Consider the following 24,617-nt stretch of genomic DNA (forward strand, 5'->3'; position numbering starts at 1 on the left):
GGAACAGGGAGCATCAATGAACGAGCAGCAAATTCTATTGGCATTTGGCGGGATAGGCGCAGCAGCGCTGGGTTGCCAATGGCTGGCCTGGCGCCTGAAGCTGCCGGCGATTCTGTTTCTGTTGTTGACCGGCATTCTGGTCGGCCCGGTGCTGGGCTGGCTCGATCCGCAGGAAATGTTCGGGCCGCTGCTGATGCCGTTGGTATCGCTGGCGGTGGCGCTGATTCTGTTCGAGGGCAGCCTGACCCTGCACCTTTCTGAGTGGAAGGAGATCGGCAGCGTCGTCCATCGCCTGGTAACCATTGGCGCGATTTCGACCTGGATCGTTATCGCGGTGGCCACGCACTTCCTGCTCGGTTTCGACTGGATGCTGGCGATTCTGTTTGGCAGCCTGACGCTGGTCACCGGGCCGACGGTGATTGTGCCGATGCTGCGCGTGGTGCGGCCGAAAGCCTCGATTGCCAACATCCTGCGCTGGGAAGGCATCGTTATCGACCCGATTGGCGCCCTCCTCGCCGTGGTGGTTTACAGCTTCATTATTGCCAGCGCGGAGGGCCATGGCCTCAAGCAGAGCCTGTTCACCTTTGGTGGCGTGATTCTCTGCGGCGCGGTGTTCGGCATTGTCGGTGGTTGGCTGCTCGGCACGGTGATCCGCCGACAATGGCTGCCGGAGTACCTGCATAACCTCGCCTCGCTGGCGGCGGTGCTGGGCATCTTCATCGCGTCCAACGAGGTGATGCATGAGTCCGGTCTGCTGGCAGTGACGCTGATGGGCATGTGGCTGGCCAACATGAAGGGCGTCGATGTGCGGCACATTCTGCACTTCAAGGAAAACCTCAGCGTGCTGCTGATTTCCGGGCTGTTCATTTTGTTGGCGGCGCGCTTGGATCTGTATGCGTTGATCGGGCTGGGCCCGCTGGTGCTGATTCTGCTGCTGGTGATTCAACTGATCGCTCGACCGCTGAACGTGCTGCTCAGCACGGCCGGTTCCAGCCTGAGTTGGCGTGAGCGTGCGTTGCTGTGCTGGATCGCGCCACGCGGCATTGTTGCGGCCGCGGTGTCGGCGATTTTTGCCATCCGCTTGCATGAGGCCGGGCATGAAGGTGCGTTGCTGCTGGTGCCGCTGACGTTTGCGGTGATCATCGGCACGGTGGTCCTGCAAAGTGCGACAGCACGGCCGTTGGCGCGACTGCTGAAGGTCGCGGAGCCTGCGCCGAGTGGCTTCCTGATCGTCGGTGCCAACGGCCCGGCGCGGGAGCTGGGCAAGTCGCTGCAGCAATTAGGCAGCCGCGTGCTGCTGACCGACTCGAGCTGGGAGAACATTCGTGCGGCGCGCATGGAGGGTTTGCCGACCTACTTCGGCAACCCGGCCTCACAGCATGCCGATGCACATCTGGATCTGGTCGGGCTGGGGCATTTGCTGGCGCTGTCGCCATCGGGTGAACTCAATACCTTGGCGGCGATGCGCTTTCGCCATGATTTCGGTCATCAGCGCTTGTTTGGTCTGGCCAGTGGTCATGAGAGCCGGCGCAGCGACAAGCACCGGGCGAGCCTCGAACATCGGGGCAACCAGTTGGGCAGCGAGGCGTATACCTACGCGAAACTCGCCAGCCAGATGGGCCAGGGTGCCGAACTGTACAGCACGACGCTGACGGATGGCTTTGGCTGGGAGGATTACCGGGCGCTGCACGGTAATCGTGCGACCTTGCTGTTCATGCGCGATGACAGCGGTTGGGTGCATGTGGTGACACCGGAGACGGCGGTGAAGCCTGGGGCGGGGTGGACGTTGCTGGCGTTGATTCAACCTGAGGCCAGCGGCGCCTGAGCTGACGCCTTCGCGAGCAAGCTCGCTCCCACAGGTTCTGTGTCGGACACAAATGGTGTGTTCACCCCGATCACTGTGGGAGCGAGCTTGCTCGCGAATGGTGCGACTCGGTATCAGGTCAAGCCGCAAACCCGGGCAGCACCGGCACCGGCCGTTTGTCATCATCAATGGCGACAAAGCTGAACTGCCCATGAATCGCCTTCTCGCGGCCATCACAGCTCATGCTCTCGACAAACACTTCCACCTCGACCTTGAGGCTGGTATTGCCGACCTTGATCACCTTCCCCACCAATTCCACGATGGAACCGGCCGGGATCGCGTGGTTGAAGTCGATGCGGTCGGTGGACACGGTCACCAGTGGCAAGCGGCAGAATCGCGTGGCGGTGATGAACGACACTTCGTCCATCCATGCCAGCGCGGTACCGCCGAACAGGGTGTTGTGGTGGTTGGTGGTCGGCGGGAAGACGGCTTTGGTTACGCGGGTCACCGAGAGCTCGGTGCGGCGTTCGATTTCCTGGTCGCGGGGGGTCATGGTTCTGGCCTGAAACGAAAGTACGGTGAATAAATTGCAGGCAACAAAAAAGCAGCCCGTAGGCTGCTTTTTTCTGCATCGGAAGCTGGACTTAAGCCAGTTTTTCCTTGATGCGAGCTGCTTTACCCGACAGGTCGCGCAGGTAGTACAGCTTGGCTTTACGTACGTCACCGCGACGTTTAACAGCCATGCTGTCGATCTGCGGGGAGTAGGTCTGGAAAGTACGTTCTACGCCAACACCGTTGGAGATTTTACGAACGGTGAACGCACTGTTCACGCCGCGGTTACGCTTGGCGATTACAACGCCTTCGAACGCTTGCAGACGGGAACGATCGCCTTCCTTCACTTTCACCTGAACGACAATAGTGTCGCCTGGGGCGAAGGTAGGGATTTCTTTGGTCATCTGCTCTGCTTCGAGTGCAAGGATGATTTTGTTGGTCATGCTGTGCTCCTAAGGTAAATCGTTCGATCTACCATCGATACGTTGTTAACTATCGTCCCGCTCGCGGATGTATTCCTCGAGCAGCTTCTTCTCTTCTCCAGAAAGCGAGCGGCTTTCCAGAAGATCGGCGCGTCGTTCAAAGGTCCTACCAAGGGACTGCTGTAAACGCCATCGCCGGATATGCGCGTGGTTGCCACTCAGCAACACGTCGGGTACACGCTGATCCGCATACACCTCAGGTCGGGTGTAGTGCGGGCAATCCAGCAGACCATCCGTAAAGGAATCTTCCTCGGCGGAGTCCGCATGCCCTAAAGCTCCAGGCAGCAGTCGTGTAACCGCATCGATCAGGACCATCGCCGGCAGCTCGCCGCCAGACAGTACATAGTCGCCAATCGACCACTCTTCATCGACATGAGCTTCAATAAAACGCTCGTCAATGCCTTCATAGCGGCCGGCAATCAGAATCAATGCATCCGATTGTGCCAACTCGCGTACCGCCGACTGAGTCAGTTGACGGCCTTGGGGGGACAGGTAAATCACCTTCGCCGCCTCCCCGGCTGCTGCCTTGGCCTGAACCAGAGCATCTTCCAGGGGCTTGATCTTCATCACCATGCCCGGACCACCGCCAAACGGGCGATCGTCCACAGTGTGATGCCGATCCGTCGTGTAATCTCGCGGATTCCAACAGGTCAGCTGCAAGAGCCCCTGTTTGACCGCACGACTGGTGATGCCGTAGTCGCCGATGGCGGAAAACATCTCGGGAAACAAACTGATCACTTCTACGCGCAAATTAGCCACGTTTAGAAGTCCGCGTCCCAATCCACCTTCATCTCGCCCGCTGCCAGGTCGACGGCCAACACGCATTGCTCCGTATAGGGCAACAGGCGTTCGCGATCATCCAGGCTGCCAGCGCAAGGCTTGACGACCATTACATCATTGGCGCCGGTTTCCAGAAGATGATCGATTTTCCCGAGCAATTGCCCAAGGGTGTCGATGACCTTCAGACCTTCCAGTTGGTACCAGTAGTACTCACCGTCGGTCAATTCAGCGAACAGATTGCGCGGCACGCAGATCTCATAACCGGCCAGAAGACGAGCTTCTTCACGATCATCGAGACCCTTGAGCTTTGCGACCAGGAACTTGTCGCTCCCGCGTCCACTGACCAGCTCGACCTGTTTGACATTGCCTTCGCGCTTGAGCGTCCAGGTTTTGTACTGCAACAGGTTTTCAGTCGGATCAGTAAAGGAATAAACCTTCACTTCGCCGCGAACGCCATGAACAGAATAAATTTTGCCAATAACGATCAAATCATCGGCAACAGCAGGCGTCGCGTTCATATTGCTCAGGCCGCAGCCTTGGCAGATTCCTTCAACAACTGAGCAACGCGCTCAGAAGGTTGTGCACCAACGCTCAGCCAGTAGGCTACGCGCTCTTGGTTCACGGACAGACGGATTTCCTGACCACGGGCAACAGGGTTGAAGAAACCAACCTGTTCTTTGTGGGAGCCGTCACGCGGGTTACGCGAGTCGGTTACGGTCAGGTGGTAAAACGGGCGCTTTTTGGAGCCGCCAAGGGCAAGACGGATTGTTAGCATGTGAACATCGTTCCTGTAGTCGGTGCTGCAAATCTAAATGCACAGCGGGCATGGGTGCCCGAAAGGCCGCATATTCTAAGGAATATCCGGACTTTTGCAAATGACTTTTTCCGGCGCCTATGGCATGCCGTGCAGATTTGCATAGAGAGCCGTCGATGAAAACGGCCAGTCAGCTCCCGCCGAGTGCGGGTTTGCTGTTGATCCCGCGTCCTTGCGGGGCCTGCGCCGGTGCGACGACCGGCGAAGTTCTAGTGTCCTGTCTCACCCATTTCGCTCACTTTTGGCGAGTGACTGATGCCCTCAAGCAAGGCGCCGCGACGAGTCATAGCCCGCTATGGCGAGGAGCGGCAACGCAGCATGAGGGCATCAGACGCCGCCATAAGTGAGCAGAATGGGTGAGACGGGACACCTTACATCTTTGGCATGCCGCCGCCGGGCAACATTCCGCCCATGCCGCGCATCATTTTCGCCATTCCGCCTTTGGCGGTGAATTTCTTCATCATCTTTTGCATCTGCTTGTGTTGCTTGATCAAGCGACCGATGTCCTGCACCTGAGTGCCGGAACCCATGGCGATCCGGCGTTTGCGCGAACCGCTGATCAGCTCAGGGTCGCGGCGCTCGGCCGGGGTCATGGAATTGATGATGGCTTCCATCTGCTTGAATTGTTTCTCTGCGGCGTTCTGGGCGTTGCCCATTTGCGACAGGTTGACGCCGCCGATGCTCGGCAGTTTGTCCATGAGGCCGCCGAGGCCGCCCATGTTCTTCATCTGTTGCAGCTGATCGCGGAAGTCTTCGAGGTCGAAGCCCTTGCCCTTTTTCAGCTTCTTGGCCAGTTTGTCGGCCTTGTCTTTATCGAGGGTCGCTTCGGCCTGTTCGATCAGGCTGAGCACGTCGCCCATGCCGAGAATGCGCGAGGCGATACGCTCGGGGTGGAACGGATCAAGCGCTTCGCTCTTCTCGCCCATACCGATGAACTTGATCGGCTTGCCGGTGATGGCGCGTACCGACAGGGCGGCACCGCCACGGGCGTCGCCGTCGACCTTGGTCAGGATCACACCGGTCAGCGGCAGCGCATCACCGAAGGCCTTGGCCGTATTGGCCGCATCCTGACCGGTCATGGCGTCAACCACGAACAGGGTTTCGACCGGGTTGATCGCGGCGTGCAGCGCCTTGATCTCGCCCATCATCTCTTCGTCGATGTGCAGACGACCGGCGGTATCGACGATGACCACGTCGATGAATTTCAGTTTGGCTTCTTTAATAGCGGCTTGCGCGATGTCAACCGGCTTCTGGCTCAGGTCGGACGGGAAGAAGGTCACACCCACTTCACCGGCAAGCATTTCCAGTTGCTTGATCGCCGCAGGACGATAAACGTCCGCCGACACGACCATGACCGACTTCTTCTTGCGCTCTTTAAGGAAGCGCGCAAGTTTACCGGCGGTAGTAGTTTTACCAGCGCCTTGCAGACCGGCCATCAGAATGACGGCTGGCGGTACGGCGCTCAGGTTCAGATCTTCGTTGGCCGCGCCCATCAGGCTTTCGAGTTCGGCCTGGACGATCTTCACGAATGCCTGGCCCGGCGTCAGGCTGCGCGACACCTCGGTGCCGACAGCGCGCTCCTTGACCGAATTGACGAAGTCCTTGACCACCGGCAGGGCGACGTCGGCTTCGAGCAACGCCATGCGCACTTCACGCAGGGTGTCTTTGATGTTGTCCTCGGTCAGCTTCGCCTTGCCGGTGACATGGCGCAGCGTCTGCGAGAGACGGTCGGTTAAGTTTTCAAACATTGCGCGATCCTTTCAGGCCCTGTGTAGACCGGGATAATGGCGGCCCAGACCGGAATCAACATGTGCTCGGCGAGCCTGCGGCGTGGGCAGGTCGCGGATTATAGCGAAGACTGCGGCTGGCGGACACCTCGCTGTCAGCTTCCTGAGTCTTTCGTGCAATGGCGGTTCTATGCCAAACTCAGCCCCTTTCGGGCTTGCCTAACAGGATTTATGCTCCCCTTGTCACCCAGTTTGCTGACCACCCTCGCCGCCGCCCTTCTTTATGCCGCTGCGACCCTTTATCAGAGCACCCGCTTGGCCACCGGCGCCAAGGCGAACAAGCGCCTGCTGGTTAGCCTCGGCGCGCTCGCCGTGGTGGCCCACGCCGCCAGCCTGCTCACACATTTACTGACCCCGATCGGTCTGGGCCTGGATTTCTTCAGCGCCTCGAGCCTGATCGCCGCGGCGGTGATCGCGCTGACGCTGATCGCCTGCTCGCGGATCCCGGTGGAAAACCTGCTGGTACTGCTGTTCCCGCTCGGCGCAATCACCGTGTTGCTGGCGCAGTTCGCGCCGGCCGGCACGGTGCAGATCATCGATGAAGAGCCGGGCATCCTCGCGCACATTCTGTTGTCGATCCTCGCCTATGGCATGTTCACCATCGCCGTGTTCCAGGCCTTGTTGCTGCTGGTGCAAGACCACCAACTCAAGCACAAGCATCCGTCCGGGCTGATCAAGAATTTCCCGCCGCTGCAAACCATGGAAAGCCTGCTGTTCGGTTTCCTCTGGGCCGGCTGGACACTGCTGTCGCTGTCGCTGATCTCCGGCTGGCTGTTCGTCGAGAACCTGTTCGCCCAGCATCTGGTACACAAGACCCTGCTGGCGTGCCTGGCGTGGATTGTCTTCAGCGTGCTGCTGTGGGGCCGCAACCGTCTCGGCTGGCGCGGTCACAAGGCGATTCGCTGGACCCTCGCCGGTTTCTGCCTGCTGATGTTGGCGTATTTCGGCAGCAAACTGGTTCGTGAATACATCCTGCACATCTGACGGGCGGCATAAATGGACGGTTTGCCCATAGGGCCGATGCTCGCGGTATTTGTCCTGCTGATTTTGTGGTCGGGGCTGTTTACTGCCGTCGAAATCGCGCAGCAACATTTGCTCGCGCAACGCACCGCCTCGCGCGCCAGCGACAAACCGCTGGCGAAGCTGAGCTTCCCGCTCGACAGCCTGATCCTCTGCAACACCCTGTGCCGAGCACTCGCGGTAGTGATCGCGACGTTGCTGGCGATTTTCCTCTGCGAAGAAAACGGCCCGTGGGCCGCGTGCCTCGGCGCTGGCGCAATCCTGCTGGTGTTTGCCGATTACTTTCCACGCACCGTCGCTCAGCGTTATCCCGATGCAGTGCTGATGTTCGGCAATACCTTGCTGGCGGTGCCGCTGAAGATTGTTTATCCGTTTGCCTGGTTGTTCAGCCGCATCAGTGGCCTGCTGATGCGGCCGTTTGTGCGCAAGGCTCAAGTCGTACAGCAAAGCGAAGATGACTCACCTGCTGACCGTTACGACGATCCGGAGCACCCGGTTCACGCGCACCCGGTTTCGGGAATTCATGCGCTGGACAACATCACGGTCAATGACATTCTGGTGCCGCGCAGTGACGTCGATGGCATCAATCTCGACGACTCGATCGAAGAGATCATCGAACAACTGCGCCACAACAAGCGCACGCGCCTGCCGGTGTTTCACAGTGACATTAACCAGGTTGAAGCGGTGCTCAACACGCGGCAGATCCGTCATTTGCTGAACGATGCTGATTTGACTCGCGAAGCCCTGCTGGCCGCCAGTTACGAGCCGTACTTCGTGCCGGAAAGCACGCCACTGCAACTGCAGTTGCTGAACTTCCACAAGCAACAGCGACGCCTGGGCATGGTGGTGGACGAGTACGGCGAAGTGCTCGGCATCGTCACGCTGGAAGATATTCTCGAAGAGATCGTTGGCGAGTTTGAGAGCGAGCACAGCCTGGATAACCCGCACATTCATCCGCAGGCGGATGGGCGGATGGTGATTGATGGCACGGCGTCGATCCGTGAGCTGAACAAGTGCCTGGGCTGGCATTTGCCGAGCGATGGACCAAAAACGCTGAATGGCCTGGTGACTGAGGCGCTGGAGACGATTCCGGAAAGTGCGGTTTGTTTGAAGATTGGCCGCTATCGACTGGAGATTCTCGAGACTGAAGAGAACCGGGTGAGCAAGGTGTTGATCTGGCATACCTCGTCTGTGCCTGCTTTGCTGCCTGCCCGATAAAAGATCAAAGATCAAAAGATCAAAAGATCGTCCGAACGCGGCCCGAACCTTCGGCAGCTCCTACATTTGAAATGCGTTCCCATGCAGGAGCTGCCGCAGGCTGCGATCTTTGCGCTTGTTTGATCGTTAGCCCCCTTCCTATAATCAAATCAGCTTACCCAAGCCCCGCCAAACCGCGTGCTTACCCCGCACCCGCCAGGTTTCGGCCATTTCATATGCAATCCGGCGACTGTTCCTACCTGAAACAGCGACCGCGCCTCATCCCACATCCCTGGGTGCTCGACCATAATAATTCGCTCCAACGGAGCTCATGACTGTCAGGGATCACCGCATGACGACCAGTACCGCTTATAGCGACACCGCGCCTGCCCAACCGACCAACTCCGCCACCCGCGTGGCCACCGCGAGTTTTATCGGCACGGCCATCGAGTTCTACGATTTCTATGTCTACGCCACGGCCGCTGCGCTGGTGATCGGGCCGGTGTTCTTTCCGCAAACGTCCGGCACCGCGCAGATGCTCTCGGCGTTTCTGACCTTTGGTATCGCCTTTCTGGCCCGCCCGCTGGGCTCTGCGCTGTTCGGCCACTTCGGTGACCGTATCGGACGCAAATCGACACTGGTTGCCTCATTGCTGTTGATGGGCGTGTGTACGACGCTGATCGGCGTGCTGCCGGGTTACGCCACCATCGGCGCCTGGGCACCGATTCTGCTGTGCGTGCTGCGCTTCGGGCAGGGTTTGGGACTGGGCGGCGAATGGGGCGGCGCCGCCCTGCTCGCCACGGAAAACGCACCGAAGGGCAAACGCGCCTGGTTCGGCATGTTCCCGCAACTCGGCCCTTCGATTGGTTTTCTTGCGGCCAACGGTTTGTTTCTGACCTTGGCCATGACCCTCGATGACGAGCAATTTCGCAGTTGGGGCTGGCGGATTCCGTTTCTGCTCAGCGCGGTACTGGTGATGGTGGGCTTGTATGTGCGCTTGAAACTGCACGAGACCCCGGTCTTCGCCAACGCCATCGCCCGCCAGGAACGGGTGAAAATCCCGCTGGTTGAACTGTTCAGCCAGTACTGGGTGCCGACCTTGTTGGGCGCGGCGGCCATGGTGGTGTGCTATGCGCTGTTCTATATCTCGACGGTGTTTTCCCTGAGTTACGGGGTTTCCACGCTTGGCTATAGCCGCGAAACATTCCTTGGGCTGCTGTGTTTTGCCGTGCTGTTCATGGCGGCCGCGACACCGTTATCCGCTTGGGCCAGCGACCGCTACGGACGCAAACCGGTGCTGATCATCGGTGGCGTCCTGGCGATACTTTCAGGCTTTTTGATGGAGCCGTTGCTGACTCAAGGTTCGACCTGGGGCGTGGCGCTGTTTCTGTGCATCGAACTGTTTTTGATGGGCGTGACATTTGCGCCGATGGGCGCGTTGTTGCCAGAGCTGTTCCCGACCCACGTGCGTTATACCGGCGCATCAGCGGCGTATAACCTGGGCGGCATCGTCGGAGCCTCGGCGGCGCCGTTCTTTGCGCAGAAACTGGTGGCGATGGGTGGTTTGAGTTATGTCGGAGGGTATGTGTCGGGGGCGGCGGTGCTGAGTTTGATTGCGGTGCTGTGCCTGAAGGAAACGCGTAATAACGATCTGAATCAGGTTGCCTGACAGAAGATCAAAAGCTTCGCGAGCAAGCTCGCTCCCACATTGGAATGCATTTCCCCGTGGGAGCGGGCCTGCCCGCGATGGACGCGACTCGGTTTAGAGTTCTACGACAACAGCCTGAGCAGCACGGGTCGCCTTGGCACGCGCAGCCTCAATCGACTCATCCCGCGCCAGCGCTACGCCCATGCGGCGCTGGCCGTTCACTTGCGGCTTGCCGAACAGACGCAACGCCGTGTCCGGCTCGCTCAACGCAGCTCCCAGATTGGCGAACGCGGTCTGCGTCGACTGCCCTTCCACCAGAATCACCGCCGAAGCCGACGGCCCGAACTGACGAATCAGCGGCACCGGCAGGCCCAGAATCGCGCGAGCGTGCAGGGCGAACTGCGACAGGTCCTGCGAAATCAGCGTCACCAGACCGGTGTCATGCGGGCGCGGCGAGACTTCGCTGAACCACACCTGATCACCCTTGATAAACAGCTCAACGCCGAACAGACCACGACCGCCCAACGCTTCAGTCACCGCTTTGGCAACGCGCTCGGATTCAGCCAAGGCAATCGGACTCATGGCCTGTGGCTGCCAGGATTCCTGATAGTCGCCCTTCTCCTGACGGTGGCCAACTGGCGCGCAGAAGGTGGTGCCGCCGATGTGGCGCACGGTCAGCAGGGTGATTTCATAGTCGAAATCGATGAAGCCTTCGATGATCACCCGACCTTTGCCGGCACGACCGCCCTCTTGCGCGTAATCCCAGGCTTTCTGCACGTCATCGGCACTGCGCAGCAGGCTCTGGCCCTTGCCCGACGAGCTCATCACCGGTTTGACGACGCATGGGAAACCCAGATCCTCAACGGCTTTGCTGTAGTCCTCGAAGGTGTCGGCAAAATGGTACGGCGAGGTCGGCAGGTCCAGCTCTTCGGCGGCCAGACGACGGATGCCTTCGCGGTTCATGGTCAACTGCGCAGCGCGCGCGGTCGGGATCACGGTGAAGCCTTCGGCTTCCAGTTCAACCAGAGTCGCGGTGGCGATGGCTTCGATTTCCGGCACGATGAAATGCGGCTTCTCGGCTTCGATCACCGCACGCAGGGCGGCGCCGTCGAGCATGTTGATTACGTGGCTGCGATGCGCAACTTGCATGGCTGGCGCATTGGCGTAACGGTCAACGGCGATCACTTCAACGCCCAGGCGTTGCAGTTCGATCACCACTTCCTTGCCCAACTCACCACAGCCACACAGCAATACGCGGGTCGCGGTTGGCGACAATGGAGTTCCGATACGGGTCATCTCAGGTCCTCAAAGAAGCGGATCATCGAGGAAAGCAACGCCAGACGCGCTTTCCATGGGGAGAAAGCGCGGCATTTTACATGAACCTGAGGGTTTGGCTTCAGCCGGCGACGGCCTGTTTGCGCTCACGCCAGGCCATGATCAGCCAGACGGCGGTAACCCCGGCGAATTTCGACAGCAAAGCGGTGATGATCACCGGGGGCGTCAGCAGGTCGATCATGCCGAAGAAGATGAACGTGTCGAGGGGGATGCTCAGCGCAGAGCTGATCCACAAGCGGTCGCGCAATGGGCGTTTGGTGATGCTGAACACCAGCCAGTCGATGCACTCGGAGACCGCGAACGCCGTGGCGCTGGCCAGGGCAATGGACGGATCGGAGGTGACATAAGACAGCACCAGCGCCGCCAGCATTGCCACGATCGCGCCGTGGCCGAAGCGGGTTTGCACCATGTCGCGCAGCACGAACACCAGACCGCCCCAGGCCGACCAGATGATGTCCAGGTGGGGTGCGGTGGAAAAGGCGAAGTTGATCAGCACGACGCTGCTGATGTAGGCGATGAGGAAAATCATGGGGGCGACCTGGCAGATTGGCGCACAGGTTACTTGACCGGCAAATCAAGAGCTACCCCCTCACCCCAGCCCTCTCCCCCACGGGGGGCGAGGGGGAAAGGGAGCCGTTCTTCGCTGGATTCCAATCCTGAGTTCGACGCGATAACGCAGGCGAGGGGGAAAGGGAGCCGATTGGGGGCTTTTCAAAACTTGAGTTCGACTCAATAGTTCAGGTCGATGTAGCTCCAACCATCAACTCGGTCAGTCCCCTCTCCCCCTGGGAGAGGGCTAGGGTGAGGGCTTTCTCAAGTCGATCACGACTTCGAAGGCAACATCCACACCAACCCACTCGCCTTCGCCCGCTCATGACATAACCCCAGCACCACCCGGCGCTCGTCATTGTTCATGCGGCTCCAGCGGGTAATCTCTTCCACCGTGCGCTGGCAGCCAGTGCAGATATCATCCTCATCCAGCGCACAAATATTCACGCATGGCGAGGCGACGGGTCTTTCGGGGGTATTCATTCTTCCTGCTCAACCAGATCGCGCGCGTAACGCTGGGAGTTATGCACATAGTGCGCGGCGCTGGCCTCGAGCATCTTCTTCTGCGGCTCGGTCAGTTCACGTACGACCTTGCCCGGCGAGCCCATCACCAGCGAACCATCGGGAATTTCCTTGCCTTCACCGATCAGCGAATTGGCGCCGATGATGCAGTTCTTGCCGATCTTCGCGCCGTTGAGAATCACCGCGTTGATACCGATCAGGCTGTAATCGCCCACCGTGCAGCCATGCAGCATGGCGTTGTGGCCGATGGTCACACCGGTGCCAATGGTCAGCGGATAGCCCATGTCGGTGTGCATTACGGTGCCGTCCTGGACGTTGCTGTTTTTGCCGATCAGGATCAGTTCGTTGTCGCCACGCAGCACGGCGTTGAACCAGACGTTGGCGCCCTCTTCCAGTTTGACCTTGCCCACCAGCACGGCATTGGGGGCGACCCAGCTCTGTGGATGGGTTTCGACACGGGCGTCGCCCAAGCGGTATTTCATCTTGTTTTCCTCAGGGCTCACGGTGAATGGCCATTCGAACGATGGCTTAGGTGTTGATAAAGCTTTTCGGCGGTTGATGCAGACTGATCTTGGCGTCATAGAGCAGATTGATCAACTCGACGATCATGATGGCGGTCAGGCCCCAGATTTTGAAATCGCCGTAGCGATAGCTCGGCACGTACCAACTGCGACCTTGATAGTCGATGCGATGGGTGTGTTCGCGGGGGTCTTTGCGGAAGAACTCCAGTGGTACGCTGAAGACAGCGGCAATTTCGGCATCGTTGGCGCGGTACTCGACAAAGTCGGGAATAACGCCGACATACGGGGTGACCTTGATGCCGTGCAGGGAAATCAGCGGGCTCAGCGGACCAATGACTTCGACCAGGCCGGGCGGCAGGCCGATTTCCTCTTCAGCCTCACGCAGGGCGGTGAAAATCAGATCCGGATCCTCCGGGTCGCGGCGGCCACCGGGGAAAGCAACTTCGCCGCCGTGGGTCGAAAGCCCGCTGGCGCGCAGGGTCAGCACCAGCTCAGGCTCGTCACTGCGGGTGATCGGCACCAGAACGGCGGCTTCGGGGAAACGTGTGTCGGTCTCCAGCGTGCGCGGTGTGTGGTTGCTTACCCGATGCAGTAGCTCGTCCAGCATGAGTGTTCTCGATCTGTGCCTTACCCTGCATCATGCACCAATCATTGCGAGCGCCCAAGCCCCCGAAACCCGTCGTGTCGCGAAACGACAACTTGCCGACCGGCACCGCTGCACGCCAAGATAGGCGCAGCATTCAGGAAGCCCAGCATGAAATTTTGCAGCCACTGCGGTAACCCGGTCACCCAGCGCATTCCCGAAGGCGATTCGCGGCTGCGATTTGTCTGTGACAGCTGTCAGACCATTCACTATCAGAACCCCAATATCGTCGCCGGTTGCGTGCCGACCTGGGGCACCAAAGTCTTGCTCTGCCGTCGCGCCATCGAGCCGCGTCTCGGTTACTGGACGTTGCCTGCCGGTTTCATGGAGAACGGCGAGACCATCGAACAGGCCGCCGTGCGCGAAACCGCCGAAGAAGCCTGCGCCCGCGTGCGCAACCTGAGCATTTACACGCTGATCGATGTGCCGCACATCAGTCAGGTGCATGTGTTCTTCCGTGCCGAACTGGTCGATCTGGACTTTGCCGCCGGCCCCGAGAGCCTCGAAGTGCAACTATTCGACGAAGCCGACATTCCCTGGGATGAGCTGGCTTTCCGCACGGTGGGGCGTACCTTAGAATGCTTCTTCGCTGATCGGCGTGTTGAGCTGTATCCGGTTCGTTCGGAATCGATTCCGCCGCTCGCTCAGCCGGCCATCACCTAAAATATCCATAAATAAAATATCTGCGTCACTCCCTGGGGAATCGTTTCAATGCGCTGGTTGCTTGCCCTGTTCTGCCTGTCGTTCGTTAGCGTCTCCCAAGCGTCCTTCGTGACCACCGTGACGCCTGCGAATACCCCGCTTATCGAGAAAGTCCTGGTACTCAAATCGGCTCATCAACTGCAGTTGATCGCCGACGGCAAGCCGCTGAAGACCTATCGCATTTCCTTGGGCAAGGGCGCGAAAAAGGGGCCGAAACTGATCGAAGGCGACAAACGCACGCCGGAAGGCTTTTATTGGATCGACTGGCGCAAGACCAGCGACAAATTCAACCTGTCGATGCACATTTCCTACCCGAACATCAGCGATTCGGCACGCGCCCGGCGTGAAGGCGTCGAGCCCGGCGGGATGATCATGATCCACGGCACGCCCGATTCGGAAGAAACCCCGGAAGACCTGTTCCACACCCTCGACTGGACCGACGGCTGCGTCGCCATGCGCAACGTCGATATGCGCGAAGTGTGGAGTCTGGTGCCGGACGGCACGATGGTCGAAATCCGCCCTTAACCAGCGACCGCTGGTCTCCTGCAAAAAAATAAATCAAAAGATCGCAGACTGCGGCAGCGCCTCCTGGGTTGATACCACTTCCCACTCCAGGAGCTGCCGCAGACTGCGATCTTTTGCTTTTCCGTAGCCACCTCTAATACCACTTCAGACCAACCCCTATCAAACCCCCTACAGACGCTGGTTGCAGGCCATTTCACTGCGTTGACATGGTATTCAAGTGGTATTAGCTTTCGCCCGACAACCGAATCAAAACAATCCTATATCGGTGCCGGAAACGACTGACATGAATGACCTCCAGGCCTTACGCCCCGACGACACTCAACCGACACCGTTGTACCTGCAACTGGCGCGCAATCTTGAAGCGGCCATCCATTCCGGGCAGTGGAAATCCGAACAGGCGATGCCCTCGGAACGCAACCTCAGTGAATTGCTCGGCATCTCCCGGGTCACCGCGCGCAAAGCCCTGGAAGTCCTCCTCGATCAAGGCCTGATCCGCCGCTTGCAAGGTTCCGGCACCTTCATCACCCCACGCCTGGAACAACCGCTGTCGCGCCTCTCCGGCTTCAGCGAGATGCTGCGTTTAAAGGGTTTCGTGCCCAGTTCGAAATGGCTGGAACGTGAAATCACCCTGCCGACCCACGAAGAACTGATCCGTCTCAGCCTGTCGCCGAACGACAAGGTCGCGCGCATGAAGCGTCTGCGCAAAGCCGATGACACGGTCATGGCCATCGAGATGAGCACCCTGCCCGCCTCGATCATGCCCAAGCCGCAGCAGGTCGGCGACTCGCTCTACGAATACCTCGACGGCATCGGCAAACCGATCGTCCGCGCCTTGCAGCACATTCAGGCGATCAACGCCTCGGACGAATTCGCCGCGCTGGTCGGCATCGCCCCCGGCACCGCCATGCTGCTGATGACCCGGGTCGGCTACCTCGAAGACAACACGCCGATCGAAGTCACCGACACCTATTGCCGCAACGACTATTACGACTTTGTTGCAGAGCTGCGTCGATAAGCGCAGCCACAAGCGAGAACCAAAATGTCCGAAGACAACATCCTCACCGCCAGCGGCTGGATTCGCGGCCGGCTGGTCCACGAACACGGCAAAGTCGTGTCGATCGAAGGCGTGCCTTGCGATCCGGCGACTAACGATCTGCCGTACCTGCTGCCCGGTTTCATCGACCTGCACGTTCACGGCGGCGGCGGCAAAGACATCATGGAAGGCGCCAGCGCTTTCGAAACCATCACCAAAACCCATGTGCGTTTTGGCACCACCTCGCTGCTGGCCACCACCATGACCGCGCCGAGCGCGGAGATTTCCAGCGTGCTGAAGGAAGTCGGAGCATTCTGCGAACGGCGTCCGCAAGGTGCCGCGCGCGTCCTCGGCGTCCACCTCGAAGGCCCGTATATCAACCCCGGCAAACTCGGTGCACAACCGAATTTCGCCCATACCGCATTGATGGCCGAAGTCGAAGAATACCTGGCACTGGCGCCGATCCGGGTGATCACCATCGCCCCGGAAATCGCCGGTCACGACGCGTTGATTCGTGAACTGAGCAGCCGTGGCGTGCGCATGCAGATCGGCCACACCCTCGGCAGTTACGAGGAAGGCGTTGCCGCAATGGCGGCCGGTGCGACCAGCTTCACTCACCTCTACAACGCCATGAGCCCGCTGCATCACCGCGAGCCGGGGATCGTCGGCGCGGCACTGGCCCACGCCAAATTCGCCGAGCTGATTCCAGATTTGTTGCACGTGCATCCCGGCGCCATTCGCGTGGCTCTGCGCTCGATCCCGTGCCTGTATTGCGTGACCGATTCGACCGCCGCCGCCGGCATGCCTGACGGTGAATACAAGCTCGGCAGCCACACCGTGACCAAATGCCTGGGCGGCGTACGCCTGCCCGACGGCACTTTGGCGGGCAGCACGCTGACCATGGATCAGGCCCTGCGCAACCTGGTGAAGATCGGTTTGCCGATCGCCGAGGCCTCGCAGCGCCTGTCGCAATTTCCCGCCGATTACCTCGGCATCAACGAACGCGGGCGCCTTGCACCGGGTGCCTGGGCCGACTGCGTGCGGCTCGATCGCTCACTCACACTGACCGCCGTCATGGTCGAAGGAGAAGACATTGACTTCAAAAATGCTTGAGGAGGCGCTGTCCTCGTTCGAGGCCGTGCAAGCCCAACTGCAACAACTCGACGCGCAAATGATCGAGATCGCCGGGCGCCTGCGCCGTCAGCCACCGCAAGTGGCGATGACCGTCGCACGCGGCAGCTCCGACCACGCGGCGAGCTACTTCGCCTACCTGACCATGCAGCAATTGGGTGTACCGGTGGCGTCGTTGCCGATGTCGGTGGTGACCATGCAGCAAGCACCGTTGAAGGTCAGCGGTCAGGTCGCGTTCGCTTTTTCGCAATCGGGGCAGAGCCCGGATCTGGTCAACAGCCTGCGTCTGCTGCGCAAGCGTGGCGCGCTCAGCGTGTCGATGGTCAACGCCGCCGATTCGCCACTGGAAGCCGCGTGTGAGTTCAGCGTGCCGTTGCTCGCCGGGACTGAAAGCAGCGTCGCCGCGACCAAAAGTTTTATCGCCACCCTCAGCGCCAGCGCTCGTTTGATCGCGCACTGGAAAGAGGACAGCGAATTGCTCGAAGCCGGCAACGCCCTGCCCGAAGGCTTGCGCGAAGCCGCCAAACAGGACTGGAGCGTGGCCATCGAAGCGTTGCGTGATTGCGAGCGGCTGATGGTCATCGGTCGTGGCGCCGGTTTCGCCATCGCTCAAGAGGCAGCGCTGAAATTCAAGGAAACCTCGGCGATTCAGGCCGAAGCATTCAGCAGCGCCGAAGTGCGTCACGGCCCGATGGCGCTGATCGACGAACACTATCCATTGTTGGTGTTCGCTCCGCGCGGTGCCGAGCAGGCTGGCCTGCTGAGCCTCGCGGCAGAAATGCGTCAACGCGGCGCCCGTGTCTTGCTGGCTGCGCCGGATGACATTGCCGAGCGCGATCTGACGCTGACCCGCGCCGAACACCCGGCCCTCGATCCGATTCTGGCGATTCAGAGCTTCTACGTGATGGCCGCCGGTTTGGCCGTGGCCCGTGGCATGGACCCGGATCAGCCGCGCCACCTGAGCAAAGTGACCCGTACGCACTAAGTCCGAATGACTGCAGACCTGATGAGACCGAGCCATGCACAACAACAATAAAGAGCTGACCCTCAGCGCCCCGCTCAGCGGCCCGGTGCTCACGCTCGCCAAAGTCCCGGACGCGGTGTTCGCCAGCGGCGCGATGGGCGACGGCATTGCCATCGACCCGATCAACGATACCCTGTACTCGCCGTGCGCCGGGGTGATCATTCACGTCGCCCGCACTGGCCACGCACTGACCGTGCGTGCCGACAACGGCGCGGAAATCCTCCTGCACCTTGGGCTCGACACCGTTGAGTTGAACGGCGAAGGCTTCTCGATGCTGGTCAAGGATGGCTCGCGCGTCAGCAAGGGTCAGCCGCTGTTGCGCTATGACCTCGACAAGGTCGGCCAGCAGTGCAAAAGCCTCGTCAGCCTGTTGATCCTGACCAACAGCCAGGATTTTCAGGTGCGGCCGATTACGCTCAAAACAGTGAAAGTCGGCGAGCCGTTGCTGCACATTATTGCGCGCAACGGTCTGGCCGCGAGCGCAGCAGTCATCGACGGGCCTGAGGTTCATGGCCATGTTCTGGTAGCCCATCGCGGTGGTTTGCATGCCCGCCCGGCTGCGCTGATTCGGCAAACTGCGCAAGGGTTCAAGAGCCAGTCGCAACTGCACTTCGCCGGCAAATCGGCGCCGTGCAACAGCCTGATCGGTTTGATGGGCCTGGCCGTTGGCGAGCAGGATGAGGTGCAGGTCAGTTGCCAGGGGCCGGACGCTGAAGCGGCGTTGCAAGCGTTGCTTACGGCGTTGGCCACCGCGCTGCCGGATGATCATCACGCTGCGGCGCCGGTCAATGCTGCCACTCTTAAGCGCCCGGCCGAGGCTGGCGTGTTGCACGGTGTCTGCGCTGCGCCAGGACTGGTTGGCGGGCCGCTGTTTCGTTTGAACGCGATCAGTTTGCCAGCGGATGCGGGCAATCATGATCCGCGACGGCAACAGCAGGTGCTCGACACGGCACTGACTCAGGTCCGCAACGAAATCGACGCCACCCTCACGCAAGCGAAAAAACACAGGAATGCCGACGAAGAAGCGATCTTCGCCGCGCATCTGGCTCTGCTGGAAGATCCGGCGCTGCTTGATGCTTCGCAACACTCCATCGAACAAGGCACTGCAGCCACTCACGCCTGGAGCCAGTCAATCGACGTGCAGTGCGAAATGCTGCAGCACACCGGCAGCGCGCTGCTGGCCGAGCGCGCCAACGATCTGCGTGACCTCAAGCAACGGGTGTTGCGTGCGTTGCTCGGTGAGGCGTGGCATTACGACGTGCCGGCCGGCGCCATTGTTGCCGCTCATGAACTGACGCCTTCGGATCTGCTGCAACTCAGTGCGCAAGGCGTTGCCGGGTTATGCATGGCCGAGGGTGGCGCGACGTCGCATGTGGCAATTCTCGCTCGCGGCAAAGGTCTGCCGTGCATGGTGGCGTTGGGTTCTGCCTTGCTTGATCAGCGACAAGGCCAAGCGGTGGTGCTCGATGCCGACAGTGGACGCCTCGAACTGACGCCAGATGCCGAACGTCTGGCTGAAGTTGAGCAGGCGCAAATTGATCGTCAGCAACGCCGTGACGCACAGCAAGCCAAGGCTCACTTGCCTGCAGAAACCCGCAACGGCGTGACCATCGAAGTCGTCGCCAACGTTGCCTCCAGCGGTGAAGCGGTAGATGCCTTCGCCAACGGCGCTGATGGCGTTGGTCTGTTGCGCACTGAGTTTTTGTTCGTCGATCGTCAGACCGCGCCGGACGTCGAAGAACAGCGTGCGGCCTATCAAGGCGTACTGGATGCGATGGGCGAGCATTCGGTGATCATCCGCACCATCGACGTCGGCGGCGACAAGCAACTTGATTACCTGCCGCTGCCCATCGAAGCCAACCCGGTGCTCGGTCTGCGCGGCATTCGTCTGGCTCAGGCCCGCCCGGAAATTCTCGATCAACAATTACGCGCGCTGCTGCAAGTCAGCCCGCTGCACCGCTGCCGGATCCTGTTGCCGATGGTCACCGAAGTCGATGAGCTCCTGCACATCCGCCAACGCGTCGATGCGTTGTGCGTCGAACTGGGCGTGAGCCAGCGCCCGGAGATCGGCGTGATGATCGAAGTCCCCGCCGCCGCGCTGCAAGCCGAACAACTCGCCGAGCACGCCGACTTCCTCTCGATCGGCACCAACGACTTGTCGCAATACACCCTGGCCATGGACCGCGATCACGCAGGTCTTGCCGCCCGCGTCGACGCCCTGCACCCGGCGCTGCTGCGCCTGATCGCCATGACCTGCGAAGGCGCGGCGGTGCACAAGCGCTGGGTCGGCGTCTGCGGCGCCCTCGCCTCTGATCCGCTGGCTACACCGGTGTTGATCGGGCTGGGCGTTACCGAATTGTCGGTCAGCCCGGTGCAGATCGGTGAAATCAAGGATCGCGTGCGCCAGGTGCACGAGGCCGAATGCCAGCGCCTCAGTCGCGACCTGCTCAAGCTGAGCAGCGCCGCCGCCGTGCGCCACGCCTGTCATCAACATTGGCCTCTGCGCTAACAAAAACAACAAGGACAAACGCCATGTACCAACTCTTTATCGAAGGCCTGCAACGCCTCGGCCGCGCGCTGATGCTGCCGATCGCGATCCTGCCGATTGCCGGTCTGCTGCTGCGGCTGGGCGACACCGACCTGCTGAACATCGCGATCATTCACGATGCCGGCCAAGTGATCTTCGCCAACCTGGCAATGATCTTCGCCATCGGCATCGCCGTCGGTTTCGCCAAGGACAACAACGGCACCGCCGGCCTCGCCGGAGTGATCGGTTATCTGGTGATGATCTCCACGCTGAAGGTGCTCGATGCGAGCATCAACATGGGCATGCTCGCCGGCATCGTCAGCGGCCTGATGGCCGGCGCGCTGTACAACCGCTTCAAGGACATCAAGCTGCCGGAGTATCTGGCGTTCTTTGGTGGGCGACGCTTTGTGCCGATTGTCACCGGGTTCGCGGCGGTCGGTCTGGGCGTGGTGTTCGGCTACATCTGGCCGCCGATTCAGCACGGCATCAACGCTTTCGGCGCACTGATGATGGAAAGCGGCAGCATCGGCGCGTTCGTGTTCGGCGTGTTCAACCGTCTGCTGATCGTCACCGGCCTGCACCATATCCTCAACAACATGGCGTGGTTTGTGTTCGGTAACTTCACCGATCCGACTACCGGTGCGCTGGTGACCGGTGACCTGTCGCGCTATTTCGCTGGCGATCCTAAGGGCGGCCAGTTCATGACCGGCATGTTCCCGATGATGATCTTCGGCCTGCCGGCGGCATGTCTGGCGATGTATCGCAACGCGCTGCCGGAACGCCGCAAGGTGATGGGCGGGATTTTCCTGTCGATGGCGCTGACTTCGTTTCTGACCGGGGTGACCGAGCCGATTGAATTCGCCTTCATGTTTTTGGCGCCGTTGTTGTATTTGCTGCATGCGCTGCTGACCGGGTTGTCGATGGCGATTACCAATGCGTTGAACATTCACCTGGGCTTCACCTTCTCCGGTGGCTTCATCGACATGGTGCTGGGTTGGGGTCGCTCGACCAATGGCTGGCTGGTGATTCCGGTGGGCCTTGCCTATGCGGTCATCTACTACGTGGTGTTTGATTTCTGCATTCGTCGTTTCAATCTGAAAACGCCGGGGCGCGAGGATGTCGCTGTCGGTGAAAAAGCCGTACTAACCGAGAACGAGCGCGCCAGTGCCTACATCAAGGCATTGGGCGGGGCGGAGAACTTGCTGACGGTCGGCGCGTGCACCACGCGGTTGCGCCTGGAGATGGTCGATCGCAACAAGGCGTCGGATGCGGAGCTGAAAGCGCTGGGGGCGATGGCGGTTGTGCGTCCGGGCAAGGGTGGCAGTTTGCAGGTTGTTGTCGGGCCGATGGCGGACAGCATTGCCGATGAGATTCGCCTGGCGATGCCTTCTCTGGGGCGTGCGGTTCTGGTTGAAACCGCTGTTGTTGCTGATGAGCCGAAAGTTGTGGCCGTTGCCGGTTCCGAGGCGCAGCAATGGCTGAACGCGTTGGGCGGCGGCGACAATGTGCTGCAACTGGATTGCATTGCGATGACGCGGATTCGCCTGCAATTGGCGGATGGTAAGGCGTTGTCTGAGGCGCAATTGAAAGAGCTGGGTTGTCACGGTGTCAGCCAGTTGGACGGTGGGGTCTGGCATTTGCTGGTGGGTGACAAAGCTGCGAATTTGAGCGAAGCACTTGAGGTTCTGCTCAATCGCACTGAGGTAAGTGCGAAAGCTTTACCCGCAGTAAAAACCCGACAGTCTTACTGATCCATGAAAAGCCGCCGGGCTACCAGGCCCTGCGGCTTTTTTATCGGGTTACTTCGCTGCAACAACGGTAAAAGTACGAGGCGGTGAAATACCAGTGTTTGCTTTGGCCGTAATCGAATGAGCACCCAGCGCCAGCCCTGTCAGGAGCAGAGTCCAGCCTCCTGCACCACTGGCGACGACTTGCCCCTTCGGAACACCAGCATCCAGGATTTCAACGTTTTCTCCAGCAGCTGCAAACCCGCTCAAGTGCACAGAAGTTGCCGAGGTGGCGCCACCGTTGGGAATCTCTACGCCCTTTTCGTCTTTCAGAGTGGTGATGACTGGCACAACATTTTTTTCAGTAGACATAGCCAAGTTCCTTCTTACCCGTTTTGGATGGAAGGCTTATCTGACAGGAGTTTCAGGTATCGCACCACTGTCAGAAATTACAGGTTAAGAGGTGTTTCCGATAAACGGTCAATGCCACATCTGCCACTGAGTTGAGCCGCGAACGTCAACCTCCAAAGTCATGCGCTTGAGCAGGCTCGCCCCTATCCCAATGGGGCCAGCCTGTTTGCGATGTCCCCGTATGGATCAGGTTTGCGGGTCTACCCGATCCAGTGCGCGATTTACCGCCAGTTCGGCGAGCATGACGATTTGCTGGATGCCTAATACGGTGCTGCGCTGAGAACCGTTTAGCTCATTGGCGAAGTTGCCGGCCGCGGTACTTGCAGAGGCTAAGGACTCGCAAGCGTGGGCGAGAAGGCTTTCAGTGTCGACCTGCGGACAGACCATGAACATGGTGCTAGGCCGGCGTGGCTTTGCGGGCTCGGGGCACAGGTAGAAGTCGAGGGCGCGCTTGATGGCTTCGCGGTTTCGGGCCTGGTCTTCGGCGCGGAGGGCTTCTTCGAGTGGGGTTTGGGTTTCGGGTGGATCGGGTACGGGCTTAGTCATTGCAATGATCTCTAATCAATGATTGAAGCCATCACTGGTCGTTTCTCACGCGACGAAGAGGTGGCAGCTATGTGCGGAGTGAGAAACCGGTAAGAGATCAACCCGGCCGAACCGAAGTCCGCCCGCACACAGCCGCCATAGAACATCACTGGCAGCGAATGAGCTGGCGGCGATTATGGTGCTACTGACGTTTGATTAAAACCTCTTACCGGGTTCTCACACCCGATCACCGATTCGCGGTGACAGCCAAAGACTAGAGACCGCACGTCCGACGGACAACCTGAAAACCTTGTGGGAAGGTTCTGCTATTTCGACACTGCTTTAAACAGTCAAAAGCAAACCCTCACCCTAGCCCTCTCCCAGAGGGAGAGGGCTAGGGTGAGGTGTTTGGTGGATCTACGCCGACGTGAAATACCGAGTCGAATTCAGATATTGAAAAGCCCACAAATCGGCTCCCTCTCCCTCGGGAGAGGGCTGGGCGGGCGGCGTTCCGATGAGGGGCGAACCCACCACAAAACCAAAGCCGAACGCGCAGTGCTCCTCACCACTCAACAGGATGAGCGCAAGCTCGGCTGCGGCTTTTTGATCTTGATACACAGGCCCCGTCGGCAGGCTGAGCGGAGGGATTCATCCGGGGGTGGGAGCGCAGCGACCGTTTGGCGCAGCCAAATGCATCGAGAGGAGGTGCAGCGAAGCAAACCGGAGGCGATGCGCCCGGATGAATTCCGGAGCGAAGGAACCCCGAGCTTTAGCGAGTGGGCCGAACGTTGGGGCAAGCGTTTTTTGCTTACTTTTTTAGGCGTTTGTAAAAAAGTGAGTCGCCGTAAGGGCGAAACCGCCAGCCGCAGCAACCGAAGAAACGGATATTCACACAGTCAGCCAGAGCATGGCCGCCTGTCAGGGCGCCATCGCTGGCAAGCCAGCTCCCACAGTGGAATGAGGTCGCCCGGAAAAATCGCAGGCAACAAAAAACCCGCAGACAATCACCCATCTGCGGGTTTCCTGTTTCAGCAGCAAAAAAATCAGAAATCTTCCAGCCGCCACACCTCATAAGCCGGCGTCTCGTAGGGATGACTAAGCTTCAAAGCCGCCACAACAGCAACGATCAACTCATCCACCACCACAAGCTCAACCTTCCATTCCTCAACCCGCTCAACCCGCCCCGCCTCACCCATAAACGGCTGACTGCCGTCCAACGGTCGAAACTGGCCCAGACCAAGCACCTGCCACGCACAGTGGTCATAGTCACCGATCCGCCCACCACCGGCAGCGAACACAGCCCCTTTGACCACCTCGACATGACTGTCAGGAACAAAAAACGCCAGCTTATACACGAC

Annotated in this window: 25 protein-coding genes; 11 read left to right on the forward strand and 14 right to left on the reverse strand. The window is 59.8% G+C overall.

Features of this window, described 5'->3' with window-relative positions; genetic code table 11:
* Nucleotides 1-16: 16 nt before the first annotated feature.
* Nucleotides 17-1,825: a cation:proton antiporter gene (locus WA225_RS09160; RefSeq protein WP_422607695.1), complete on the forward strand. Its 1,809-nt coding sequence runs from the start codon at nt 17-19 to the stop codon at nt 1,823-1,825.
* 118 nt (nt 1,826-1,943) lie between these two features.
* Here WA225_RS09160 and WA225_RS09165 read toward each other — a convergent pair whose 3' ends face one another.
* The 6 genes from WA225_RS09165 to ffh form a co-directional block, all read right to left on the reverse strand.
* Nucleotides 1,944-2,357 (reverse strand): acyl-CoA thioesterase, encoded by a 414-nt coding sequence (locus WA225_RS09165; RefSeq protein WP_042557826.1) that lies wholly within the window; start codon nt 2,355-2,357, stop codon nt 1,944-1,946.
* 91 nt (nt 2,358-2,448) lie between these two features.
* Complete coding sequence (gene rplS / locus WA225_RS09170) at nt 2,449-2,799, reverse strand: 50S ribosomal protein L19 (RefSeq protein WP_003175895.1); 351 nt, start codon at nt 2,797-2,799, stop codon at nt 2,449-2,451.
* A gap of 45 nt (nt 2,800-2,844) precedes the next feature.
* Nucleotides 2,845-3,597 (reverse strand): tRNA (guanosine(37)-N1)-methyltransferase TrmD, encoded by a 753-nt coding sequence (gene trmD, locus WA225_RS09175; RefSeq protein ID WP_008081628.1) that lies wholly within the window; start codon nt 3,595-3,597, stop codon nt 2,845-2,847.
* 2 nt (nt 3,598-3,599) lie between these two features.
* Complete coding sequence (rimM, locus tag WA225_RS09180; protein WP_034154824.1) at nt 3,600-4,136, reverse strand: ribosome maturation factor RimM; 537 nt, start codon at nt 4,134-4,136, stop codon at nt 3,600-3,602.
* A gap of 5 nt (nt 4,137-4,141) precedes the next feature.
* The gene (rpsP, locus tag WA225_RS09185; protein ID WP_003185073.1) at nt 4,142-4,393 is read right to left on the reverse strand and encodes a 30S ribosomal protein S16; all 252 of its coding nucleotides are present in this window, start codon (nt 4,391-4,393) and stop codon (nt 4,142-4,144) included.
* Between the two features lie 410 nt (nt 4,394-4,803).
* Nucleotides 4,804-6,180, reverse strand: a complete 1,377-nt coding sequence (ffh, locus tag WA225_RS09190) for a signal recognition particle protein (protein ID WP_053117442.1) — start codon at nt 6,178-6,180, stop codon at nt 4,804-4,806.
* 210 nt (nt 6,181-6,390) lie between these two features.
* On the opposite strand from ffh, the gene WA225_RS09195 reads away from it, so the two are divergent.
* The 3 genes from WA225_RS09195 to WA225_RS09205 all read left to right on the forward strand — a co-directional run bounded on the left by WA225_RS09195 (nt 6,391) and on the right by WA225_RS09205 (nt 10,105).
* Nucleotides 6,391-7,203 carry a cytochrome C assembly family protein gene (locus tag WA225_RS09195; protein WP_242205035.1) on the forward strand — a complete coding sequence of 271 codons (813 nt, stop codon included), beginning with the start codon at nt 6,391-6,393 and terminating at the stop codon, nt 7,201-7,203.
* Nucleotides 7,204-7,215: 12 nt separating this feature from the next.
* The gene (locus tag WA225_RS09200; RefSeq protein ID WP_422607696.1) at nt 7,216-8,457 is read left to right on the forward strand and encodes a transporter associated domain-containing protein; all 1,242 of its coding nucleotides are present in this window, start codon (nt 7,216-7,218) and stop codon (nt 8,455-8,457) included.
* A gap of 331 nt (nt 8,458-8,788) precedes the next feature.
* Nucleotides 8,789-10,105 (forward strand): MFS transporter, encoded by a 1,317-nt coding sequence (locus WA225_RS09205; RefSeq protein ID WP_422607697.1) that lies wholly within the window; start codon nt 8,789-8,791, stop codon nt 10,103-10,105.
* Between the two features lie 93 nt (nt 10,106-10,198).
* On the opposite strand, the gene purT is transcribed toward WA225_RS09205, so the two are convergent.
* The 5 genes from purT to WA225_RS09230 all read right to left on the reverse strand — a co-directional run bounded on the left by purT (nt 10,199) and on the right by WA225_RS09230 (nt 13,618).
* Complete coding sequence (purT, locus tag WA225_RS09210) at nt 10,199-11,380, reverse strand: formate-dependent phosphoribosylglycinamide formyltransferase (RefSeq protein ID WP_422607698.1); 1,182 nt, start codon at nt 11,378-11,380, stop codon at nt 10,199-10,201.
* A 100-nt stretch (nt 11,381-11,480) separates the two neighbouring features.
* The gene (locus tag WA225_RS09215) at nt 11,481-11,948 is read right to left on the reverse strand and encodes a preQ0 transporter (protein WP_422607699.1); all 468 of its coding nucleotides are present in this window, start codon (nt 11,946-11,948) and stop codon (nt 11,481-11,483) included.
* A gap of 293 nt (nt 11,949-12,241) precedes the next feature.
* Complete coding sequence (locus WA225_RS09220; protein WP_422607700.1) at nt 12,242-12,451, reverse strand: DUF1289 domain-containing protein; 210 nt, start codon at nt 12,449-12,451, stop codon at nt 12,242-12,244.
* Nucleotides 12,448-12,972, reverse strand: coding sequence for a gamma carbonic anhydrase family protein (locus WA225_RS09225; protein WP_007954617.1), 525 nt, complete (start codon nt 12,970-12,972; stop codon nt 12,448-12,450). Before WA225_RS09225 ends, WA225_RS09220 begins: the two co-directional genes overlap by 4 nt.
* A gap of 46 nt (nt 12,973-13,018) precedes the next feature.
* The gene (locus WA225_RS09230; RefSeq protein ID WP_122598053.1) at nt 13,019-13,618 is read right to left on the reverse strand and encodes a CoA pyrophosphatase; all 600 of its coding nucleotides are present in this window, start codon (nt 13,616-13,618) and stop codon (nt 13,019-13,021) included.
* Nucleotides 13,619-13,765: 147 nt separating this feature from the next.
* Here WA225_RS09230 and WA225_RS09235 point away from each other — a divergent pair, with 147 nt between their 5' ends.
* The 7 genes from WA225_RS09235 to nagE all read left to right on the forward strand — a co-directional run bounded on the left by WA225_RS09235 (nt 13,766) and on the right by nagE (nt 22,347).
* The gene (locus WA225_RS09235) at nt 13,766-14,317 is read left to right on the forward strand and encodes an NUDIX hydrolase (RefSeq protein ID WP_331694837.1); all 552 of its coding nucleotides are present in this window, start codon (nt 13,766-13,768) and stop codon (nt 14,315-14,317) included.
* 48 nt (nt 14,318-14,365) lie between these two features.
* Nucleotides 14,366-14,881, forward strand: coding sequence for a L,D-transpeptidase family protein (locus WA225_RS09240; RefSeq protein ID WP_008081650.1), 516 nt, complete (start codon nt 14,366-14,368; stop codon nt 14,879-14,881).
* A gap of 283 nt (nt 14,882-15,164) precedes the next feature.
* Nucleotides 15,165-15,896: a GntR family transcriptional regulator gene (locus WA225_RS09245; RefSeq protein ID WP_422607701.1), complete on the forward strand. Its 732-nt coding sequence runs from the start codon at nt 15,165-15,167 to the stop codon at nt 15,894-15,896.
* Between the two features lie 24 nt (nt 15,897-15,920).
* On the forward strand, nt 15,921-17,027 hold the full coding sequence (gene nagA, locus WA225_RS09250; RefSeq protein WP_422607702.1) for an N-acetylglucosamine-6-phosphate deacetylase: 1,107 nt from the start codon (nt 15,921-15,923) through the stop codon (nt 17,025-17,027).
* Nucleotides 17,008-18,030 carry an SIS domain-containing protein gene (locus tag WA225_RS09255; RefSeq protein ID WP_007909014.1) on the forward strand — a complete coding sequence of 341 codons (1,023 nt, stop codon included), beginning with the start codon at nt 17,008-17,010 and terminating at the stop codon, nt 18,028-18,030. Before nagA ends, WA225_RS09255 begins: the two co-directional genes overlap by 20 nt.
* 34 nt (nt 18,031-18,064) lie before the next feature.
* Entirely contained in the window at nt 18,065-20,578 is a 2,514-nt protein-coding gene (ptsP, locus tag WA225_RS09260; RefSeq protein ID WP_422607703.1) for a phosphoenolpyruvate--protein phosphotransferase, read from the forward strand.
* Nucleotides 20,579-20,601: 23 nt separating this feature from the next.
* Nucleotides 20,602-22,347, forward strand: a complete 1,746-nt coding sequence (gene nagE, locus WA225_RS09265; protein ID WP_422607704.1) for an N-acetylglucosamine-specific PTS transporter subunit IIBC — start codon at nt 20,602-20,604, stop codon at nt 22,345-22,347.
* 48 nt (nt 22,348-22,395) lie between these two features.
* On the opposite strand, the gene WA225_RS09270 is transcribed toward nagE, so the two are convergent.
* The 3 genes from WA225_RS09270 to WA225_RS09280 form a co-directional block, all read right to left on the reverse strand.
* Complete coding sequence (locus WA225_RS09270) at nt 22,396-22,695, reverse strand: hypothetical protein (protein WP_422607705.1); 300 nt, start codon at nt 22,693-22,695, stop codon at nt 22,396-22,398.
* Nucleotides 22,696-22,920: 225 nt separating this feature from the next.
* The gene (locus WA225_RS09275; protein WP_371044254.1) at nt 22,921-23,280 is read right to left on the reverse strand and encodes a DUF6124 family protein; all 360 of its coding nucleotides are present in this window, start codon (nt 23,278-23,280) and stop codon (nt 22,921-22,923) included.
* Nucleotides 23,281-24,302: 1,022 nt separating this feature from the next.
* The gene (locus tag WA225_RS09280; protein WP_422607706.1) at nt 24,303-24,614 is read right to left on the reverse strand and encodes an NGG1p interacting factor NIF3; all 312 of its coding nucleotides are present in this window, start codon (nt 24,612-24,614) and stop codon (nt 24,303-24,305) included.
* Between the last annotated feature and the right edge of the window lie 3 nt (nt 24,615-24,617).

Origin of the sequence: Pseudomonas sp. (assembly GCF_049300855.1) — a bacterium.
GTDB lineage: Bacteria > Pseudomonadota > Gammaproteobacteria > Pseudomonadales > Pseudomonadaceae > Aquipseudomonas.